The sequence below is a fragment of the Kitasatospora sp. NPDC018058 genome (genome assembly GCF_044327205.1).
Lineage (GTDB): Bacteria > Actinomycetota > Actinomycetes > Streptomycetales > Streptomycetaceae > Kitasatospora.
Genome location: NZ_JBIRFA010000007.1, coordinates 121,597 through 139,935, shown reverse-complemented (window position 1 = coordinate 139,935; position 18,339 = coordinate 121,597). Strand labels below are relative to the sequence as shown.

General features: G+C 73.8%; 14 protein-coding genes. 10 read left to right on the top strand and 4 right to left on the bottom strand.

What is annotated here, in order from left to right; translation table 11 throughout:
* Window positions 1-143: 143 nt before the first annotated feature.
* The 5 genes from ACH4E7_RS12205 to ACH4E7_RS12185 all read left to right on the top strand — a co-directional run bounded on the left by ACH4E7_RS12205 (window position 144) and on the right by ACH4E7_RS12185 (window position 8,846).
* Window positions 144-4,034, top strand: a complete 3,891-nt coding sequence (locus ACH4E7_RS12205; protein WP_396248954.1) for a Pls/PosA family non-ribosomal peptide synthetase — start codon at window positions 144-146, stop codon at window positions 4,032-4,034.
* A gap of 74 nt (window positions 4,035-4,108) precedes the next feature.
* Window positions 4,109-5,452, top strand: coding sequence for a M1 family metallopeptidase (locus ACH4E7_RS12200; protein WP_396248953.1), 1,344 nt, complete (start codon window positions 4,109-4,111; stop codon window positions 5,450-5,452).
* Between the two features lie 47 nt (window positions 5,453-5,499).
* Window positions 5,500-6,903: a serine hydrolase domain-containing protein gene (locus tag ACH4E7_RS12195; protein ID WP_396248952.1), complete on the top strand. Its 1,404-nt coding sequence runs from the start codon at window positions 5,500-5,502 to the stop codon at window positions 6,901-6,903.
* 285 nt (window positions 6,904-7,188) lie between these two features.
* Entirely contained in the window at window positions 7,189-8,019 is an 831-nt protein-coding gene (locus ACH4E7_RS12190) for a GNAT family N-acetyltransferase (RefSeq protein WP_396248951.1), read from the top strand.
* Window positions 8,016-8,846 (top strand): lysophospholipid acyltransferase family protein, encoded by an 831-nt coding sequence (locus tag ACH4E7_RS12185; protein ID WP_396248950.1) that lies wholly within the window; start codon window positions 8,016-8,018, stop codon window positions 8,844-8,846. Before ACH4E7_RS12190 ends, ACH4E7_RS12185 begins: the two co-directional genes overlap by 4 nt.
* 27 nt (window positions 8,847-8,873) lie before the next feature.
* On the opposite strand, the gene ACH4E7_RS12180 is transcribed toward ACH4E7_RS12185, so the two are convergent.
* Window positions 8,874-10,439, bottom strand: coding sequence for an MFS transporter (locus ACH4E7_RS12180; protein ID WP_396248949.1), 1,566 nt, complete (start codon window positions 10,437-10,439; stop codon window positions 8,874-8,876).
* 126 nt (window positions 10,440-10,565) lie between these two features.
* Here ACH4E7_RS12180 and ACH4E7_RS12175 point away from each other — a divergent pair, with 126 nt between their 5' ends.
* The 3 genes from ACH4E7_RS12175 to ACH4E7_RS12165 all read left to right on the top strand — a co-directional run bounded on the left by ACH4E7_RS12175 (window position 10,566) and on the right by ACH4E7_RS12165 (window position 13,354).
* Window positions 10,566-11,264: a TetR/AcrR family transcriptional regulator gene (locus ACH4E7_RS12175; protein ID WP_396248948.1), complete on the top strand. Its 699-nt coding sequence runs from the start codon at window positions 10,566-10,568 to the stop codon at window positions 11,262-11,264.
* A 64-nt stretch (window positions 11,265-11,328) separates the two neighbouring features.
* Complete coding sequence (pip, locus tag ACH4E7_RS12170; RefSeq protein ID WP_396248947.1) at window positions 11,329-12,291, top strand: prolyl aminopeptidase; 963 nt, start codon at window positions 11,329-11,331, stop codon at window positions 12,289-12,291.
* A 64-nt stretch (window positions 12,292-12,355) separates the two neighbouring features.
* Window positions 12,356-13,354 (top strand): YdcF family protein, encoded by a 999-nt coding sequence (locus ACH4E7_RS12165; RefSeq protein WP_396248946.1) that lies wholly within the window; start codon window positions 12,356-12,358, stop codon window positions 13,352-13,354.
* Window positions 13,355-13,556: 202 nt separating this feature from the next.
* Here the strand turns inward: ACH4E7_RS12165 and ACH4E7_RS12160 are convergent, their stop codons facing one another.
* The 3 genes from ACH4E7_RS12160 to ACH4E7_RS12150 all read right to left on the bottom strand — a co-directional run bounded on the left by ACH4E7_RS12160 (window position 13,557) and on the right by ACH4E7_RS12150 (window position 16,692).
* Window positions 13,557-14,108: a PaaI family thioesterase gene (locus ACH4E7_RS12160; protein ID WP_396248945.1), complete on the bottom strand. Its 552-nt coding sequence runs from the start codon at window positions 14,106-14,108 to the stop codon at window positions 13,557-13,559.
* Window positions 14,109-14,188: 80 nt separating this feature from the next.
* Complete coding sequence (mca, locus tag ACH4E7_RS12155; protein WP_396248944.1) at window positions 14,189-15,118, bottom strand: mycothiol conjugate amidase Mca; 930 nt, start codon at window positions 15,116-15,118, stop codon at window positions 14,189-14,191.
* Between the two features lie 101 nt (window positions 15,119-15,219).
* Window positions 15,220-16,692 (bottom strand): MDR family MFS transporter, encoded by a 1,473-nt coding sequence (locus ACH4E7_RS12150; RefSeq protein ID WP_396248943.1) that lies wholly within the window; start codon window positions 16,690-16,692, stop codon window positions 15,220-15,222.
* Window positions 16,693-16,818: 126 nt separating this feature from the next.
* Here ACH4E7_RS12150 and ACH4E7_RS12145 point away from each other — a divergent pair, with 126 nt between their 5' ends.
* Window positions 16,819-17,520 carry a TetR/AcrR family transcriptional regulator gene (locus tag ACH4E7_RS12145; RefSeq protein ID WP_396248942.1) on the top strand — a complete coding sequence of 234 codons (702 nt, stop codon included), beginning with the start codon at window positions 16,819-16,821 and terminating at the stop codon, window positions 17,518-17,520.
* Window positions 17,521-17,604: 84 nt separating this feature from the next.
* Window positions 17,605-18,285, top strand: a complete 681-nt coding sequence (locus ACH4E7_RS12140) for a DUF6445 family protein (protein WP_396248941.1) — start codon at window positions 17,605-17,607, stop codon at window positions 18,283-18,285.
* Window positions 18,286-18,339: the final 54 nt, after the last annotated feature.

Here is an 18,339-nt window from a genome sequence, read left to right as displayed (position 1 = left end):
CGCGGCGGAACCCCGGGGCTACCATCGGTCGGGGTGTCCGCTCCGGCCCCGGAGTGGGGGTCACCCGGTCAGGCGGTACTCCCACCGCCCCAGGGGCCGGGCATCGGTCGGAACGGGGCGAGGACGAGGAGCGCACGGCTGCCATGACCGCTGAACCGATCCACCCGGAGCAGTACGCCGAGCCGCCGCGGGCCGAACCGGCGCGCGCGCTGTTCCCCGGCCCTCCGGCCGCCGCCCCGCGCACCCTGGTGGACGTCCTGGACGCCACCGTGCGCGCCCACCCCGATGAGCCGGCCCTCGACGACGGTCGCACCGTGCTCAGCTACCGCGCCCTGGCCGTCGAGGTCGAGCAGCTGCGCCGCCGGCTGGCCGCCGCCGGGATCGGCCCCGGCGACCGGGTGGGCGTCCGGGTGCCCTCCGGCACCAACGACCTCTACGTCTCGATCCTGGCCGTGCTCGCCGCCGGGGCCGCCTACGTCCCGGTGGATGCCGAGGACCCGGACGAGCGCGCCCAGCTGGTCTTCGGCGAGGCCCAGGTCGCCGCCGTGCTCGGCGCCGAGCGCGCCGTCAGCACCACCGTGACCCGCACAGCCGTCAGCGGGCGCCGCCCCGCCCCGGGCGACGACGCCTGGATCATCTTCACCTCCGGCTCGACGGGGAAGCCCAAGGGCGTCGCCGTCACCCACCGCAACGCCGCCGCCTTCGTCGACGCCGAGGCCGCGCTGTTCCTCCAGGAGGAGCCGATCGGCCCCGGCGACCGGGTGATGGCCGGCCTGTCGGTCGCCTTCGACGCCTCCTGCGAGGAGATGTGGCTGGCCTGGCGCCACGGCGCCTGCCTGGTGCCCGTCCCCCGCTCGCAGGTGCGCAGCGGCGCCGACCTCGGTCCCTGGCTGGCCGAACAGGAGATCACCGTGGTCTCCACCGTCCCCACCCTGGCCGCGCTGTGGCCCGCCGAGGCGCTCAACGAGGTCCGGCTGCTGATCTTCGGCGGCGAGGCCTGCCCGCCCGAGCTGGTGCAGCGCCTGGTCACCGAGGGCCGCGAGGTGTGGAACACCTACGGCCCGACCGAGGCCACCGTGGTCGCCTGCGCCGCGCTGCTGACCGGCGAGGGGCCGGTCCGGATCGGCCTGCCGCTGGACGGCTGGGACCTCGCCGTGGTGGACGAGACCGACCTGCCGGTCGCCGCCGGCGGTACCGGGCAGCTGGTGATCGGCGGGGTCGGTCTGGCCCGCTACCTCGACCCGGAGAAGGACGCCGAGAAGTACGCGCCGCTGCCCTCGCTGGGCTGGGAGCGCGCCTACCGCAGCGGCGACCTGGTCCAGGCCGACCCGGCCGGCCTGCTGTTCCTCGGCCGGACCGACGAGCAGATCAAGCTGGGCGGCCGCCGGATCGAGCTCGGCGAGGTGGACGCGGCGCTGCAGGCGTTGCCCGGCGTGGTCGGCGCGGCCGCGACCGTGCGGACCGCGCGCGGCGGCAACCAGCTGCTGGTCGGCTACCTGGTGGTCCAGGACGGCTTCGACCGCGAGCAGGCCGTCGACCGGCTGCGTGCCGAGCTGCCCGCCGCCCTGGTGCCGCTGCTCGCCCCCGTCGACGCCCTGCCCACCCGCACCTCCGGCAAGGTCGACCGGGGCGCCCTGCCCTGGCCGCTGCCCGAGCTGGAGGCCGCCGGGCCGAGCGAGCAGCTGTACGGCACCGAGGCCTGGCTGGCCGAGCAGTGGGCCGAGATCCTCGGGGTGCAGGTCACCAGCGCGCGCGACGACTTCTTCGCGATCGGCGGCGGCAGCCTGGCCGCCGCCCGGCTGACCACCCTGCTGCGCACCCGCTACCCGAGCGCCGCCGTGCTGGACGTCTACCAGCACCCGACGCTGCGCAAGCTCGCCCGCCACCTGGAGCGCACCGCCGCCGAGGGCGGCGAGGCCCGCACCATCGCCCTGGTGCCGACCCGGGCCAAGCTGCTGCAGCTGCTCCTGCTGATCCCGCTGTTCACCGTGGTCGGCCTGCGCTGGACGGTCGCCCTGCTGGCGGCCGGGAACCTGCTCTCCCACCTCGGCGACTACCCGTGGGCACCCACCGCCTCCTGGTGGGCGGTCGGCGCGGGCGCGCTCGCGCTGTACACCCCGCCGGGGCGCCTCGCGATCGCGGCCTGCGGCGCCCGACTGCTGCTACGCGGGCTGCGCCCCGGCAGCCACCCGCGCGGCGGCTCCGTGCACCTGCGGCTGTGGGCCGCCGAGCGACTCGCCGAGCTGAGCGGTGCCACCGCTCTGTCCGGCGCCTGGCTGGTCCGGTACGCCCGCGCGCTCGGCGCCAAGGTCGCGCCCGAGGTGGACCTGCACTCGCTGCCGCCGGTCACCGGGATGCTCAAGCTGGGCCGGGGCTGCGCCGTCGAGGCCGAGGTGGACCTGTGCGGCTACTGGCTGGACGGCGACCTGCTGGAGGTCGGACAGGTCAAGGTCGGCTCCGGCGCCGTGGTCGGCACCCGCTCGACGCTGCTGCCCGGCGCCCGGGTCGGCAAGCGCGCCCAGGTGGTGGCCGGCTCCAGCGTCGTCGGCCAGGTGCCGACCGGCCAGCGCTGGGGCGGCGCGCCCGCCGTCAAGCTCGGCCGGGCCGAGCGGACCTGGCCCAAGGAGCGGCCGACACGCCGGGCCCGCTGGGCCGCCCTGTACGGCGTCGGCGGCGCGGTGCTCAGCCTGCTCCCGGTGCTGCCCTCGGTGGCCGCACTGGCCGTGCTCACCCGCTTCGTCGACCAGGGCGCGGCCCTCGGCCCGGCGCTCGGCGGCGCGCTGCTCGGCCTGCTGCCCGCCACCCTGGCCTTCGGCGCGGTGTACGCGGCGCAGTTGGTGGCGCTGGTGCGACTGCTGAGCGTCGGCCTGGTGCCGGGGGCGCACCCGCTGCACGGCCGGGTCGGCTGGCAGGCGTGGCTGGTCACCCAGCTGATGGACCGGGCCCGGGAGGTGCTGTTCCCGCTGTACGCCGGGCTGGTCACCCCGCTGTGGCTGCGGGCGCTGGGGATGCGGGTCGGACGGGGCGCCGAGGTGTCCACGGTGCTGGCGCTGCCCAGCCTGACCACGGTCGGGGACGGCGCGTTCCTGGCCGACGACACCCTGATGGCACCGTACGAGCTGGGCGGCGGCTGGGTGCGGCTCGGGGAGGCGAAGGTCGGCGAGCGGGCCTTCCTCGGCAACTCGGGGATGACCGCGCCGGGCCGCTCGGTGCCCAAGCGGGGCCTGGTGGGCGTGCTGTCGGCGACGCCGGAGAAGGCGAAGAAGGGCGGCTCGTACCTGGGCATGCCGCCGATGCGGCTGCCACGCGCGGCGGACCAGACGGACCAGAGCCTGACCTACGAACCGCCGGCCCGGCTGCTGTGGGCACGCGGACTGGTCGAGGTGGCCCGGCTGGTGCCGGTGCTGGCCTCGGGCGCCCTCGGGCTGCTGACGGTGGCGGCGCTGTCCCGACTGGCGACCTCCTGGTCGCCGCTGGCCGCCGCCCTGGTCTCGGGCCCGGTACTGCTGGTGGCGGGCGGCGTGGCCTGCCTGGTCGCGGTGGCGGCCAAGTGGCTGCTGGTCGGACGGTTCCGGGCGGTGGAGCACCCGCTGTGGAGCGGCTTCGTGTGGCGCAACGAGCTCGCCGACACCTTCGTGGAGGTGCTGGCGGTGCCGTGGCTGGTCGGCGCGGTGCCGGGCACGCCGGTGCTGAACCTGTGGCTGCGGGCGCTCGGCGCCAAGGTCGGGCACGGCGTGTGGTGCGAGAGCTACTGGCTGCCGGAGGCTGACCTGGTCACCCTCGGGGACGGGGTCAGCGTCAACCGGGGCTGTGTGGTGCAGACGCACCTCTTCCACGACCGGATCATGCGGATGGATACTGTGGTCCTCCGCGAGGGCGCCACCCTGGGCCCGGGCGGGATCGTGCTGCCCGGCAGCACGGTGGGCGCGCGAAGCACGCTGGGTCCGGCCTCGCTGGTGATGCGCGCCGAGTCCGTCCCCGCGGACACGCGGTGGCTGGGCAACCCGATCGAGGCGTGGCAGACCACGTCGTGATCATCCCTGAGACCCCCGCTGGCACGACCACCCCTACGACTCCCCGTCCCGGCCCGCAGGAAGCGCCCGTCCCCGTGAAGTCCAAGCACGTCCCGCCGGCCGCCGGCGGCCCGGACCCGTACTTCCCCGCCAGCGGCGACCACCGCTACCGGGTGCACCGCTACGAACTCGCGCTGGACTACCGGCCCGGGCCCAACCGGCTGGCCGCCTCGGCCCGGCTGAGCGCGGTGGCGGACGCGGCGCTGGCCGAGTTCGCGCTCGACCTGGCCGAGTTCCGGATCGGGCGGGTCCTGGTCGACGGCAAGGCCGCCCGCTACACCCACCGCGGCGGCAAGCTGCGGATCCGCCCGGCGAAGGCGCTCGCGGCGGGCGCGGCCTTCACCGTCGAGGTGCACTACACCGGCAACCCGCGCCCGGTGCGCAGCCCGTGGGGCGGCCTGGGCTGGGAGGAGCTGACCGAGGGCGCCCTGGTGGCCAGCCAGCCGGTCGGCGCGCCGTCCTGGTTCCCGTGCAACGACCGGCCCGCGGACAAGGCGACGTACCAGATAGCGGTCACCACACCGTCCCCGTTCACCGTGGTGGCGAGCGGGCGGCTGCTCACCCGGACCACCCGGGCGTCCAGCACCACCTGGGTGTACGAGCAGGGCGCGCCGACCTCCCCGTACCTGGTGACCGTGTCGATCGGGCACTACGTGCCGGTGCCGCTGGCCGCGCGCCCCGCCGCCCCACGGACCGGGTACGTGCCGCAGACCGGGTACGTGCCGCAACCACTGGCCGAGGCCTTCGCCCGGGACTTCGCCCGGCAGCCGGAGATGATGGCCCACTTCGCCGAGGTCTTCGGGCCGTACCCGTTCGGCGAGTACGCGGTGGTGGTCGCGGACGAGGAGCTGGACGTCCCGGTGGAGGCGCAGGGCGTGGCCACCTTCGGCACCAACCACCTCGGCGGCGGCTGGGAGCGCGAGCGGCTGATCGCGCACGAGCTGGCGCACCAGTGGTTCGGCAACAGCGTCTCGATCGCCGACTGGCGGCACATCTGGCTCAACGAGGGCTTCGCCAAGTACGCGGAGTGGCTCTGGTCCGAGCACGTCGGCGGCCCGGGCGCGGCCGTGCACGCCGCCGCCGCGCACCGGTTGCTGGCCGGGCTGCCCCAGGACCTGCGGCTCGGCGACCCGGGCCGCAAGCTGATGTTCGACGACCGGCTGTACCAGCGCGGCGGCCTGGCGGTGCACGCGCTGCGACGGGCGCTGGGCGAGGACGCGTTCTTCGCGATGCTGCGGGACTGGGCGGGCATCAACCGGCACGGTGTGGTCGCCACCGGCGACCTGCTCGCGCACGCCTCCCGGTACACCACCGCGCCGCTGGGACCGCTGTTCGAGGCCTGGCTGGAGCGGCTCGAGCTGCCGGCGCTGCCTGACTGACGCCTTGGTCCAGCGGGTCCGGCGCTCGGCTGGGCTACTGTCCGTCCATGTCGATGAGTTCAGACGATCAGTTGACCGACCAGCTCGACGAGCTGCTGCCCACCACCCGCCGCGCCCTGCTGCACCGGGTCGCCGTCGCCCAGGCCGAGGGCCGTACCCCCTCGCTGGTCGCCGGGGTGGTCCGGGACGGGCGGCTGGTGTGGAGCGGCGCCCGCAGCATGATCGACGGGCACGCGCCGACGCCGGACGTCCAGTACCGGATCGGCTCGCTCACCAAGACCTTCGTCGCCGTACTGGTGCTGCGACTGCGCGACGAGGGCCTGCTCGACCTCGCCGACCCGTTGGCCCGCCACCTGCCGGGCACCGCGGCCGACGACGCGACCGTCGCCCAGCTGCTCGCGCACTCCGGCGGGCTCGCCGCCGAGACCCCCGAGCCCTGGTGGGAGCGGACCGAGGGCTCGCTGCGGCCCGGACTCGGCGACCTGCTGGAGCGGGAGAACCCGCTCAAGCACCCGGCCGGACGCCGCTACCACTACTCCAACCCCGGCTACGCGCTGCTCGGCGCCCTGGTGGAGAAGCTGCGCGACGAGCCCTGGGGCGAGGTGCTGCGCCGCGAGGTGCTGGCACCGCTCGGCATGGACCGCACCACGCTGCTGCCCGAACACCCGCATGCCGGGGGCTTCGCCGTCCATCCGTGGGCCGACGTCATGCTGCCCGAACCGCTCACCGACACCGGCCTGATGGGCCCGGCCGGCCAACTCTGGTCCACCGGCGCCGACCTGGCCCGCTGGGCGGCCTTCCTCGCCGCCGGCGACGACAAGGTGCTGCGCGCCGACTCCCTCGCCGAGATGCGCCACCCCGCCGTCGGCCCGGACGACGCCGCCTGGACCTCCGGCTACGGGCTCGGCCTGCAACTGCGGCGCCACGAGGGCCGATCGCTGTACGGCCACTCCGGCTCGATGCCCGGCTTCACGGCCGGCCTGTGGGTCAGCGAGGACCACGGCCTGGCCGCCTTCGCCCTGTCCAACGCCACCAGCGGCGCCAACACCCCGCTGCTGGCCGCCCAGTTGATCACCACCACCGCCGAGCACGAGCCCCGATTCCCCGAACCCTGGCACCCGCTGCCCGAGGTGGACGAGGACCTGCTCGCGCTCACCGGCCCCTGGTACTGGGGCGCCGCGGCCAACGCCCTGCGGCTGAAGGCCGACCGCGTCCTGGAGCTGACCCAACTCGCCGGCGGCCGCCGGGGCTCGCGCTTCCGGCCCCAGCCGGACGGCACCTGGATCGGGCTGGACGGCTACTACGCCGGCGAGACCCTGCGCGTGGTCCGCGACGCCGACGGCACGGTCAGCCACCTGGACGTCGGCTCCTTCGTCTACACCCGCGAGCCGTACGGGCCGGCCGGGGTCGTCCCGGGCGGCGTCGACCCGCAGGGCTGGCAGGCGGGTTGAGCCCACTGATCGAGTGGTGACCGCGGGGGCGCACGATGCGGGTGTGCGCCCCCGTTGTCCACCCCGGGCGAACGACCGCCCGGTGCCCGGCAGATGACCACCAGGCCACGCGTGGTCCCATTCAACAGGTGCACATCTGCGATCCGCCGGGCCGCAACGTGAACGCCAACCGGCTTGGAGAGACATACGGGGACCGGTTCGCGTCCATGCCCAACGTCAGCGGGCCGGGACGGTGCCCTGGCGATTCCACGGCACCGCCGATCGTGCTGCCCTGGAGGGTCCGCCATGACCACCGTCCCCACGTACGCTCCGTCCGCAGTCGCCCCCACCCACGACACCCCGGCGGTCCCCGCGCCTCGCCACCGGCCGGCCCCGGCCGCCTACACCGTCGGCCTCGCCCGCGACGAGGACGACGTGCGCGCCGCCCAGCGGCTGCGCCACCAGGTCTTCGCCGCCGAACTCGGCGCCGTCCTGCACAGCCCGGTCGCCGGGCTCGACGTCGACCCCTTCGACGAGTACTGCGACCACCTGCTGGTCCGCGAGGACGAGCACGGCGCCGTCGTCGGCACCTACCGGCTCCTGCGCCCCGAGGCCGCCCGGCGGGCCGGACGGCTGTACTCCGACGGCGAGTTCGACCTCTCCGCGCTCGCGCCGGTGCGCCCCGGCCTGGTCGAGCTCGGCCGCTCCTGCATCCGCCCCGACCACCGGGGCAACGGCGCGGTCATCAACCTGATGTGGGGCGGCATCGCCCGCTACCTCGCCGACACCGGCAACGCCTGGGTCGGCGGCTGCTGCTCGGTCGACCTGGAGGACGGCGGCGCCACCGCGGCCCGGGTCTGGGACACCGTCAGCGCCAAGCACCTGGCCCCCGAGCAGTACCGGGTCACCCCGCACCGCCGCTGGGACGCCACCGGCGTGCCGCGCGCCGAGCGCGGCGCCCTGCCCCCCCTGCTCCGCGGCTACCTGCGGCTCGGCGCCTGGGTCTGCGGCGAGCCCGCGTACGACCCGGACTTCGGCTGCGCCGACCTGTACGTGCTGCTGTCGCTGGAGCGCACCGACCCGCGCTACCTGCGGCACTTCCTGTCCGGAGCAGCCGGCCCGGGCGCCTCGTCATGAGCGTCTGGCTGCCGACCGCGCCCTGTCGGCCCGAGACCTGCCTGGGTGAGCGCGCGCCGGAGGTCTCCCGCCTCCGGCGGGCGCTGCGGCTGGCCGCCTGCCTGACGGCGGTGCTGGCCGGTGTGCTCCTCAGCCTGCCGGTGCGGCTGCTGCCCCACGGCGCCCGGGACCGGCTGATCCGGCTCTGGGCGCGGGTGCTGCTGCGCACCCTCGGGGTGACCGTCCACCTCGGCCCGCCCGGGACACCCGTACCGGGCGGGGCGGTCGGCGGCGGCGGGGCGCTGGTGGTGGCCAACCACGTGTCCTGGCTGGACATACTGCTGCTCGCGGCCGGGCGCCCGGGGCGTTCGCTGGCCAAGACCGAGGTCCGGCAGTGGCCGGTGCTCGGGCGCCTGGTGGCCTGGGGTGGCACCGTGTTCCTGGACCGCGACCGACTGCGGACCCTCCCGGACACGGTGGCGGCGGTGGCCGAGGTGCTGCGCTCCGGGCAACCGGTGATCGTCTTCCCGGAGGGGTCGACCTGGTGCGGTCGGGAGAGCGGCCGGTTCCGGCCCGCGCTGTTCCAGGCCGCGGTGGAGGCGGGCGCCTTCGTCCAGCCGGTGACGATCCGCTACCGGCTGGCGGACGGGCGGCCGACCAGCGCGCCCGCCTTCATCGGGGACGACGGGCTGCTGACCTCGCTCGCCCGGGTGGTCGCGGTGCGCGGACTGGTCGCGGACGTCACCTTCCTGCCGCCGATCCCGCCGCCCGGGCCGCAGCCCACCCGGGCGGGGGCCCGCCGGGAGCTGGCCCGCGCGGCGCAGGCGGCGGTGGAGGGCATCCGCTGAGGCTCCGGTACGGCGTGGGTGCGCCGCTCAGGCGGTACGGGCCCCGGCCAGTTCCGCCGGCTGCGGTCGGCCGGAGCCGGTCGGGGCGAGCGGACGGGCCCGGCCGAGCAGCACGGCGACCAGGACGGCGGTGACGGCCAGCGCGCCCGCTCCGCACAGCACGGCGAGGTGGATGCCGTCGATGAAGGCGTCGTCCACCGCCGCCTGGACCGGCCCGGGCAGCGCCGCCGCCGTGCCGCCGGTGCCGTGCACCGCACCGGCCGGGGCGTCCGCGATCGAGCCGACGGCCTCCGGCGGGACGCCGAGCCGGTGCAGGGCCGAGGTCAGCGAGTCCGTCATCCGGTTGGTCAGGACCGCCCCCAGCACCGCGATGCCGAGCACACCGCCGAGTTCGCGCAGGGTGTTGATGGTCGCCGAGGCCATCCCGGTCTGCGCCGGGGCGACCCGCTCCATCACCGCGATCGAGACCGGGGTGAAGGTCAGGCCCATCCCGAGCCCCATGGCGAACAGCGTCCACAGGTAGGCCGGGTAGTGCGCGTGGTCGCCGTACAGCGACAGCCCGCCGAGGCCCACCGCGCACAGCGCGAGTCCGAGCACCAGCGGCAGCCGCGGGCCGTACCCGGCGGTCAGCCGGCCGGAGAGCGGCGCGGCGACCACCAGCATCGCGGTCATCGGCAGCCCCGCATAGCCGGCCGCGGCCGGGGACCAGCCGAGCACGCCCTGCATCAGCAGCGGCAGGAAGAACAGCGCGCCGAACATCCCGAAGCTGACCATGAAGCCGCTGAGCAGTGCGCCGCCGAGCGCCCCGTCGCGGAACAGCCGCAGCTCCAGCATCGGTTCGGCGAGGCGAAGTTCGAGCACCAGGAAGGCCAGCAGCAGGACGGCGGCCGCGGCGCCGCAGCCGAGCACCCGGATGTCCGTCCAACCCCGGGACGGGCCCTCGATCAGCGCGTAGACCAGCAGGGCCACGCCGACCGCGGACAGGGCGAGGCCCGCGAGGTCGATCCGACGCGCGCGCGGGGCGATGTCCGGCAGGACGCGGGCGGCGAGCAGGAGCCCGGCCGCACCGATCGGCACGTTGATCCAGAACACACTGGCCCAGCGGAGGTGTTCGACCATCGGACCGCCGACCACCGGGCCGATCGACAGACCGAGCGCGGAGACCCCGGACCAGGTGCCGATCGCCTTGGCGCGCTCGCGCTCGTCGGTGAAGACGTGGCGCAGCAGGGCGAGGCTGCCGGGGGTGAGCAGCGCGGCTCCGACGCCCTGGAGCATCCGGGCGCCGACCAGCACGCCGATCGACCCGGCGAGGGCCGCCACGGCGGAGCCGACCGTGAACAGGGCGAGGCCGAGGCGGAACACCCGGGTGCGGCCGTAGCGGTCGCCGAGCGTGCCGCCGGTCAGCACCAGGGCCGCGTAGACCAGGCTGTAGCCCTCGGCGACCCACTGCAGGCCGCTGATCCCGGCGTCCAGGTCCTGCCCGATCCGGGGCAGGGCGTTGTTGACGATGACGTTGTCCAGCATGGACATGAACATGGTGACGCAGAGCGTGAGCAGCGCGAGCCGTTGGCGGCGGGCGCTCGACTCCTTCATGGAATCCCTCCCGATCTAGAGGCCCCTAACGGTGTTAGGGGCGCCTTGGCAGCCACAGCGTGCCCCTAACGGTGTTAGATTGCAAGCGGGATTTTCACGACACCGCTGGGAGGCGTCCGCACAGCCATGCCGGAGAACGACAGCGCCACGCCGGGGCACAACACCGGGACACCCGCCCTGACCAGGGAAGCCCTCGCCCAGGCGGCGCTTCGCGTACTGGAACGGGACGGCCTGGCCGGACTGTCGATGCGCAAGGTCGCCGCCGAGGTCGGCGTCAAGGCCGCCTCGCTCTACTGGCACGTCCGCAACAAGGAAGAGCTGCTCGACCTGCTCAACGACGCGATCATGGCCTCGGCCGAGCCCCCGCCGCGTGAGGGCGACTGGCGGGTGCAGATGCGCGGGTACTGCTGGCGCTACCGCCGAGTGCTGCACGACAACCGCGACGCCGCCAAGGTCGTCGCCGGCCGCCTCGCTCCGGGTCCGCACCTGTTCGGACTGCTCGACGACCAGCTGGACCGCTTGCGCGAGGCCGGATTCTCCGACGCGCACGCCGCCCTGACCACCTACCTGCTGAGCTCCTTCGTCCAGGGCTTCGTCCTGCAGGAGCAGTCGCCGATGTCGGCCGCCCAGGCCGACGGCGCCAGCCGCCTGGACGTCGTCACCGAGGTCCGGGAGCGCTTCCGCGCCCTACCCGTCGAGGACTTCCCCAACCTGGTGGCACTGGCGGGTGACCTCACCGAGCCGAACCTCGACGCCCGCTTCGAGTTCTGCGTCGAGCGCATCCTCGACGGACTGGCGGCCCTCCTACCGCCGGAGCGGCGGTGACCGGGATCCGTCATTGTGTAGGCTCGCTCGGCATTCCTTCCAAACGTCCACGGAGGAGTTACCGATGCCCGAACCGTATGCCCACGACGAACCGTACGCACAGGGCCTGTTGGACGTCGGCGACGGGCAGCGGATCCACTGGAACACCTCCGGCAACCCGGCGGGCAAGCCGGCCGTCGTGGTGCACGGCGGACCGGGCTCCGGCCACCATCCCGGCTCCCGGCGGTACTTCGACCCCGAGCGCTACCGCGTCGTCCAGTACGACCAGCGCGGTTGCGGACGCAGTCTGCCGCACGCCGCCGACCCATCGACCGGGCTGGAGTACAACACCACCGCGCACCTGGTCGCCGACCTGGAGCGGCTGCGCGAGCACCTGGGCGTCGACACGTGGCTGCTGTACGGCGGTTCGTGGGGCTCCACCCTGATCCTGGCGTACGCGCAAGCCCACCCTGAGCGGGTCTCCGCGATCGTGGTCTGCGGGGTGACCATGACCCGCCCCGAGGAGACCGAGTGGCTCTACCAGGGCGTCGGCCGCTTCCTGCCGGGCCCCTGGGAGGAGTTCCGCGACTTCCTGCCCGCCGCCGACCGTGACGGCGACGTGTTCGACCAGCTCGCCGCCTACAGCCGACTGCTCAACAGCCCGGAGGAGAGCGCCCGTCGGGCCGCCGCCCAGGCCTGGGCCACCTGGGAGGACGCAGTCATCGCACACGAGGTGCTGGGCAAGCCGAACGCCTACACCGACCGCCCGTCAGACGCCCTGATGGCCTTCACCCGCATCGCGGCGCACTACTTCTCGCACCGGGCCTTCCTAACGGACGAGCAACTGCTGCGCGACGCCGGACGGCTTGCCGGCATCCCCGGCGAACTGATCCACGGACGGCTCGATCTCGGCGGGCCGCTGCAAACCGCCTGGCAGCTGGCCAAGGCCTGGCCGGACGCCAACCTGACGGTCGTCGACGAAGCCGGACACACCGGCAGCCCGCGGATGGCGGAGGCGGTCCTCGCGGCCGTCGAACGCTTCGCCTGAGAGCGCATGCCCCCTGGGGTGACCGGTCCGTTCGTACAAGCGATCCAGCCCTACGATACGACCCATGATCGCCTACGCCCCAGCCGCCCTGTTCTTCCTGTTGTTCGGGATCGGGGTACTTCGCGACCGTCGTCAGTTCAGCAATGCCGTCCTGCTCGGCATCGCCGTCTCGCTCCTCTCCCTCGCTCTGCTCGCCGAACTCCGCGAGGCCCCCACACTGGTGGCCGAACTCGCGGCGGTGGCGATCATCCTGTTGCCGGCGCTCGGAACGGTGGCCCTGGTCTGGTTCCTGCTCGCCAACGGCGTGACCATGATCCGCAAGGAGGGCAGACGCCCGGCCAACCTGCTGTCCCTGCTCGCCGGACTGGGCATCATCGCCGTCATCGCGCTGCTGTTCGCCGCCGTCGCCACCCGCTCCCCCCGGTTGGGCATCCTGACGGGCACCGCCGTACTGGTGGTCGGCTACATCTCCTTCCTGTTCGTCTGCTTCGTCGGCTACGCATACCTCTACGGCCGCCACCGGCCGCGCCGGGACGTGGACTTCGTCGTGGTCCTCGGCTCCGGACTGATCGGCGGCGAACGCGTCCCGCCACTGCTGGCCAGCCGGCTCACCCGGGGCCGCGAGGTGTACGAGAAGCAGGCCGCGCGCGGCAACCCGCCGGTGCTGATCACCTCGGGCGGCCAGGGGCCTGACGAGAAGCTGCCGGAGTCCCATGCGATGGCGAACTACCTGATCGAGCGCGGCTTCCCGGAGGAGCACATAGAGCGGGAGGACCGCTCGCGCACCACCGAGGAGAACCTGCTCTTCAGCAAGGCCATCATGGAGCGGGCCAAGCCCGACTACCACTGCGTCGTGGTGACCAACAACTTCCACGCCTTCCGGGCGGCTCTGATCGCCCGCAAGACGGGCGTCAACGGGCATGTGTTCGGCTCGCCCACCGCCCCGTACTACTGGCCGAGCGCGACCATCCGCGAGTTCGCGGCGGTGTTCCTCTCACACAAGCTGATCAACTTCGGGATCTGCGGCCTCCTTGCGCTCTGCGGGGTGCTGGCGGCGCTCTGAGCGCCTCAGGTGTCGGGCCCTCGACGCTCGGCGGCTCCCACTCGGCCGGTTCCGGCTCGACGGGCTCCGACTCAGCGGGTCCCGGCTCGACGGGCTCCGACTCAGCCGGCCTGGGCCTGGGCTATTCGGTTCGGGCCCCGGTCGTTGCGGCAGTCGCCGCGGCGGTCGGGGCCCGAGGGTCAGCGGAGGGCCCGCCGGCCGGTCAGGCCGCCGGACGGGGCGCCAGGATCGCGCAGGTGGTGGTGGCATGGGCGTAGAGCTTGCCGTTCTCCCCGCCGACCACCCTGGCCTCCGCGGTCGCGATCGTCCGGCCCAGGTGGAGCACCACGCCCTCGCAGCGCAGCAACCCCGAGTCGGCGAACAGCGGGCGCAGCATGTGGACGTTCAACTGCGTGGTGGTGTAGCCGATCCCGGCCGGCAACTTGCTCAGTACGGCACAGCCGAGCGCCGAGTCGAGCAGGGTCGCCAGGTATCCGCCGTGCACGGTGTTCATCGGGTTGAAGAGGTGATCGCCCGGCTCCCCTTCGAACACCGCCGTGCCCGGCTTCACCTCGACCAGATGGAAGCCCGTGGTGCTGCAGATCGAGGGCTCCGGGATTCGCCCGGCGATCCACTCCGCCAGGAACTCCTCCCCGCTCAGGTGCGGGTACTCGGAGATCGGCGGACCGGCCGTCCAGCTGTGGGTACGGGTGCGCAGCTCCCGACCGACGACGGGGGGCTGCTGCTCTCCGCAGGCAGGCTGATGATTCGTCATGAGATCAACGTGCCCTGTTCGAAGTCCCGGCTCAAGTCCTCTCCGGCGCAAGGCTGTCCGCCCGTGGCCTCAATCCTCGCTCATTCCATCCCCTCCCCCGATCCCGCTCGCAGCCCCGCGAACAGGTCGGTCTCGACCCCGACCGACTCGCTGCCGGCCTCTGCGGCCCCGCCCGCCCAGGCTTCGCCGACGAAGCTCCGAGCCAGGTGGTAGTCCTCCGTCGGCCAGACCTCGCTCTCGACGTCCCGGGGGTGGGCCATGAACGCGACGCCCGGCTCGACCTGGGTGGCGTGCGCCAGCATCGCCGCGTCCCGTATGGCGAACTGCTCGGAGCAGGCGATTCGGGTGGTGGTCGCGAGAGCGGGCGGGGTGTCCGGCCAGCCGGCGAGCAGTTCGCCCATGGCCGACGGGACTCCGCGCTCCGTCATGGCCTCGTGCAGGGTCTGGAACCAGGCCCGGGAGAGCGCCAGGTGGTAGTAGAGCTTGGCTGCCTGCCAGGGCTCGCCCGCCTCGGGGTAGCGCTTCGGGTCGGCGGCGGCCTCGAAGGCTTCGACGGCGACCTGGTGGGTCATCACATGATCCGGGTGCGGGTACCCGCCGGTCTCGTCGTAGGTGATCACCACATGCGGGCGGAACTCCCGGATCAGGGCGACCAGCGGGGCCGCGGCGACCTCCACCGACTGGGCGGCGAAGCAACCCTCCGGCAGCGGCTCGTCCGGGCCCGGCATCCCGGAGTCGACGAAGCCGAGGAACTGCTGCCGCACGCCGAGGATTTCACGGGCCGCGGCCATCTCCTCGCGCCGGATCCGGGTGAGGTTGCCCCGAACCTCGGGCCGGTCCATGGCCGGGTTGAGCACCGAGCCGCGCTCGCCGCCGGTGCAGGTGGCGACCAGGACGTCCACGCCCTCGGCGACGTACCGGGCGAGGGTGGCCGCGCCCTTACTGGACTCGTCGTCGGGGTGGGCGTGCACGGTGAGTAGGCGCAGGCCGCCGGGGTGCTGGGTGAACATGAGTACCTCCGTGGTCGATGGCACCCGATGGGAGCTTGGGCGCTGATGAGAGCCGACGGGAATCGGCGGGAACTGGTGGATGATCATTGGCCGACGGCCGGTCAGTCTGCCTTACGGGCGGCGCCCGGGTAGAGCAGGGCCGGTGCGATAGCGAGCGCCGACAGGGCCAGCACCCACCAGAAGGTCGCACCGAAGGCCGCACCCGGGTGGCCGGGGTGCCCGGCCTGCGCCCGCTGGAGGGCCAGCGTCAGCACCGCCGTACCGAGCGCCCCACCCAGCCGGTTGAGCACGTTGACCGCACCGGCGGCTGCCGGCACCTGGGCCTTGTCAACGCTCCCGTACACCGCCGCCATACCGGGGATCAGGATGATCCCCATACCCGCCCCGCGCAGGGCCAGCGAGCCGACGAGCAGCCAGTCGGCCGGGCCGGAGCCCGCGCCCAGTTGGGTGAAGGCCAGAGTGCCGAGCAGTGAGCAGCCGATGCCGAGCAGGATCAGCGGGCGCGGCGCGAGGCGGTCGGCGATTCGGCCGGCCAGCAGCGAGGTGACCGCCGTACCGAGTGCCTGCGGCGCGAGCAGCAGCCCGGCCTCCACCGCCCCGGCGTGCTCGACCTGCTGGTAGTAGAGCGGGACCAGGAACATCGAGCTGTACAGTGCGGCGCCCTGCAGGAAGCTGTTCGCCGTCGCCACCGCGAAGCCGCGCCGAACGAAGAGCCTCAGGTCGATCAGCGGCACCCGGACTCCGTGACGCCCCACCCGCAGCGCGTGCCGGCCGTAGGCCACCAGCAGCACCGCACCCACCGCGACCGCCACCGGGCCGACCGCACCGCCCCCGCCGATCGTGGAGAGCCCGTAGACCAGCGCCGTCAGACCCGGCGACAGCAGCACCAGACCGGTGACGTCCAGCCGGGGCTTCGGACGTTCGGACGGAGCCTCGGCCGGGAGCCACCGGGCCGCCAGCAGCAGGGTGAGCAGCCCGACGGGCACGTTCAGCAGGAACATCCAGCGCCAGTCCAGGTGTTCAAGCACCAGCCCGCCGAGGATCGGTCCGAGGACCGGGGCCAGGCTGATCGGGAGCAGCATGGTGCCCATCACCCGCGCGAGCCGGGACCGCCCGGCCGCCTGCACCATGATCGCCTGCCCCAGTGGCTGGATCATCGCGCCGCCGATGCCCTGCAGGACCCGGAAGGCGATCAGGCTGACCGTCGACCAGGCCAGGCCGCACAGCGCGGATCCCAGCACGAACAGGATGACCGAGCCGAGCCAGGCCCGCCGGGCGCCGAACCGGCCGGCGGCCCAGCCGGAGAGCGGCATGGTCAGCGATATCGCCAGCAGGTACCCCGTGGCCACCCATTGGACCGACGCCATCGAGCTGTGCAGATCACGGGCGACGGAGTCGATGCCGACGTTGACGATCGTGGTGTCCAGCAGGGCCAGGATCGGGCCCAGCGCGAGCACCGCGCCCATCTTCAACAGGCCCGGCGGCAGCGGCTCCGGCCGCTGCGCCGGAGCCGCCCCGCGCCCGCCCTCCGCCGCGCCCTTCGTCCTGCCCTTCGCCGTGACCGATGTGGTCATGAGCCCTCCCCTGAGTCGCCCCTCCGTCGACCGCTCCGGCCGACGGGAAGAACTTAGGATGGACCCAGTGATTAGGTCAAGCATAATTCCTGTGCTCGACCCAGCGACCTGCGCTAGGCTCCTGCCATGACCGACACCGGGACCACGCCGAACCTGCGCGAGCTCAACAAGCGCCGCACCCGCGAGGCGATCTCGCACGCCGCGACCAGGCTCTTCATCGAGCAGGGCTTCGACCGGACGACCATCGCCGAGGTCGCGACCGCCGCGGGCGTCGCCAAGATGACCGTCACCAACCACTTCCCGCGCAAGGAGGACCTCTTCTTCGACCTGCACGAGGAGCTCGTCCTCCGACTCGCCCACACCGTCGCCGGGCGCGCCCCCGGCGAGTCCGCCCTCTCCGCGCTGCGCCGAGACTGCCTGGCCGCGCTCGACCGGCACGACCCGCGGCTCGGCTTCTCCGGCCAGGACTTCGCACGCACGGTCTCCGAGAGCCCGGCCCTGGGCGCCCGGCTGCGCGAGCTGAACGAACAGGGCGAGACCGCGCTCGCCGAGGCACTGGCCGAGGCCGTGCACGCGATACCCGTCGACTTCGAGAGCCGGGTCGCCGCCGCCCTGCTCGCCGCCGTCGACCGGGCGGTGTTCACCGAGGTGTTCCGCCGCACCCTGGCCGGCGAGGAGCACGCCGCCATCGCCGCCGCCGTACACCCCTGGGCCGCCCGCGCCTTCGACCGACTGGAGGGCGCCCTCGGCAGCTACGCCGTCCGTGCGGACCAGGCCGCCCCCGCGCCGCCCACCGGCCCCGCCCCCTGGGTCGCGACGCGGCGATGAAGCCCCCACGTCAACAGCGCACTTGACGAAATGTTGACTTGTTCACGGCAGAAAGTTGACGGCCCCCGCCCCTATGGTCGGCCCATGCCCTCACAGCCCATCAGGCCCACCGCCCTGCCGGTCCTGCCTTACCGCAAGCCCACTCGCGGCCGGGACTACTGGGTCCTGGACAACGTCCTACCCGACCCGGACGCCGTCCGTGAGCGCGTCCTGGCCCGCGGCGACTGGACCGAGGGCTACCCGTACCGCCCCGAGGCCTGGCCAGGCGTGCGCACCATGCCGGGCCTGGAGCCCGACGAGCTGGCGCGGGTCGAGGGACGGGTCCGCAAGGCCACCGGAGCCTCCCGGCTGTGGGTGCAGAGCACCCCGGGCGGTGGCACGCTCAACCACAACTGCGTCCAGGTCGTCGGCGCCGGGGAGTCGGAGTCCCGCCCACACACCGACTCCCGCGCGCTCTGCCGCTACGCCGCCGTGCTCTACCTGAGCCCGGACGCTCCCAAGGACGCCGGCACCAGCTTCTACCGCCAGCAGTTCCCCGGCGGCCGCCTCGGCGGGAACCTGGTCAACGCCCCGCACAACAATCTGGTCGAGGCGCTCGGCACCCGCCATGTGCCCGCCGACCACTTCACCGAGGACGTCCGCGTTCCCAACCGCTACAACCAGCTGCTCCTCTACCACGCCAACCTGATCCACAGCGCCACGAGCTACTACGGCGACGAGCTGGCGGACCGCCGGATGACGGCGGTGTTCTTCTGGATGGCCTGACGGACGGCCTGACAGATGCCTCTGACGGGTGGCCTGGCGGGTGACCCGACGGAG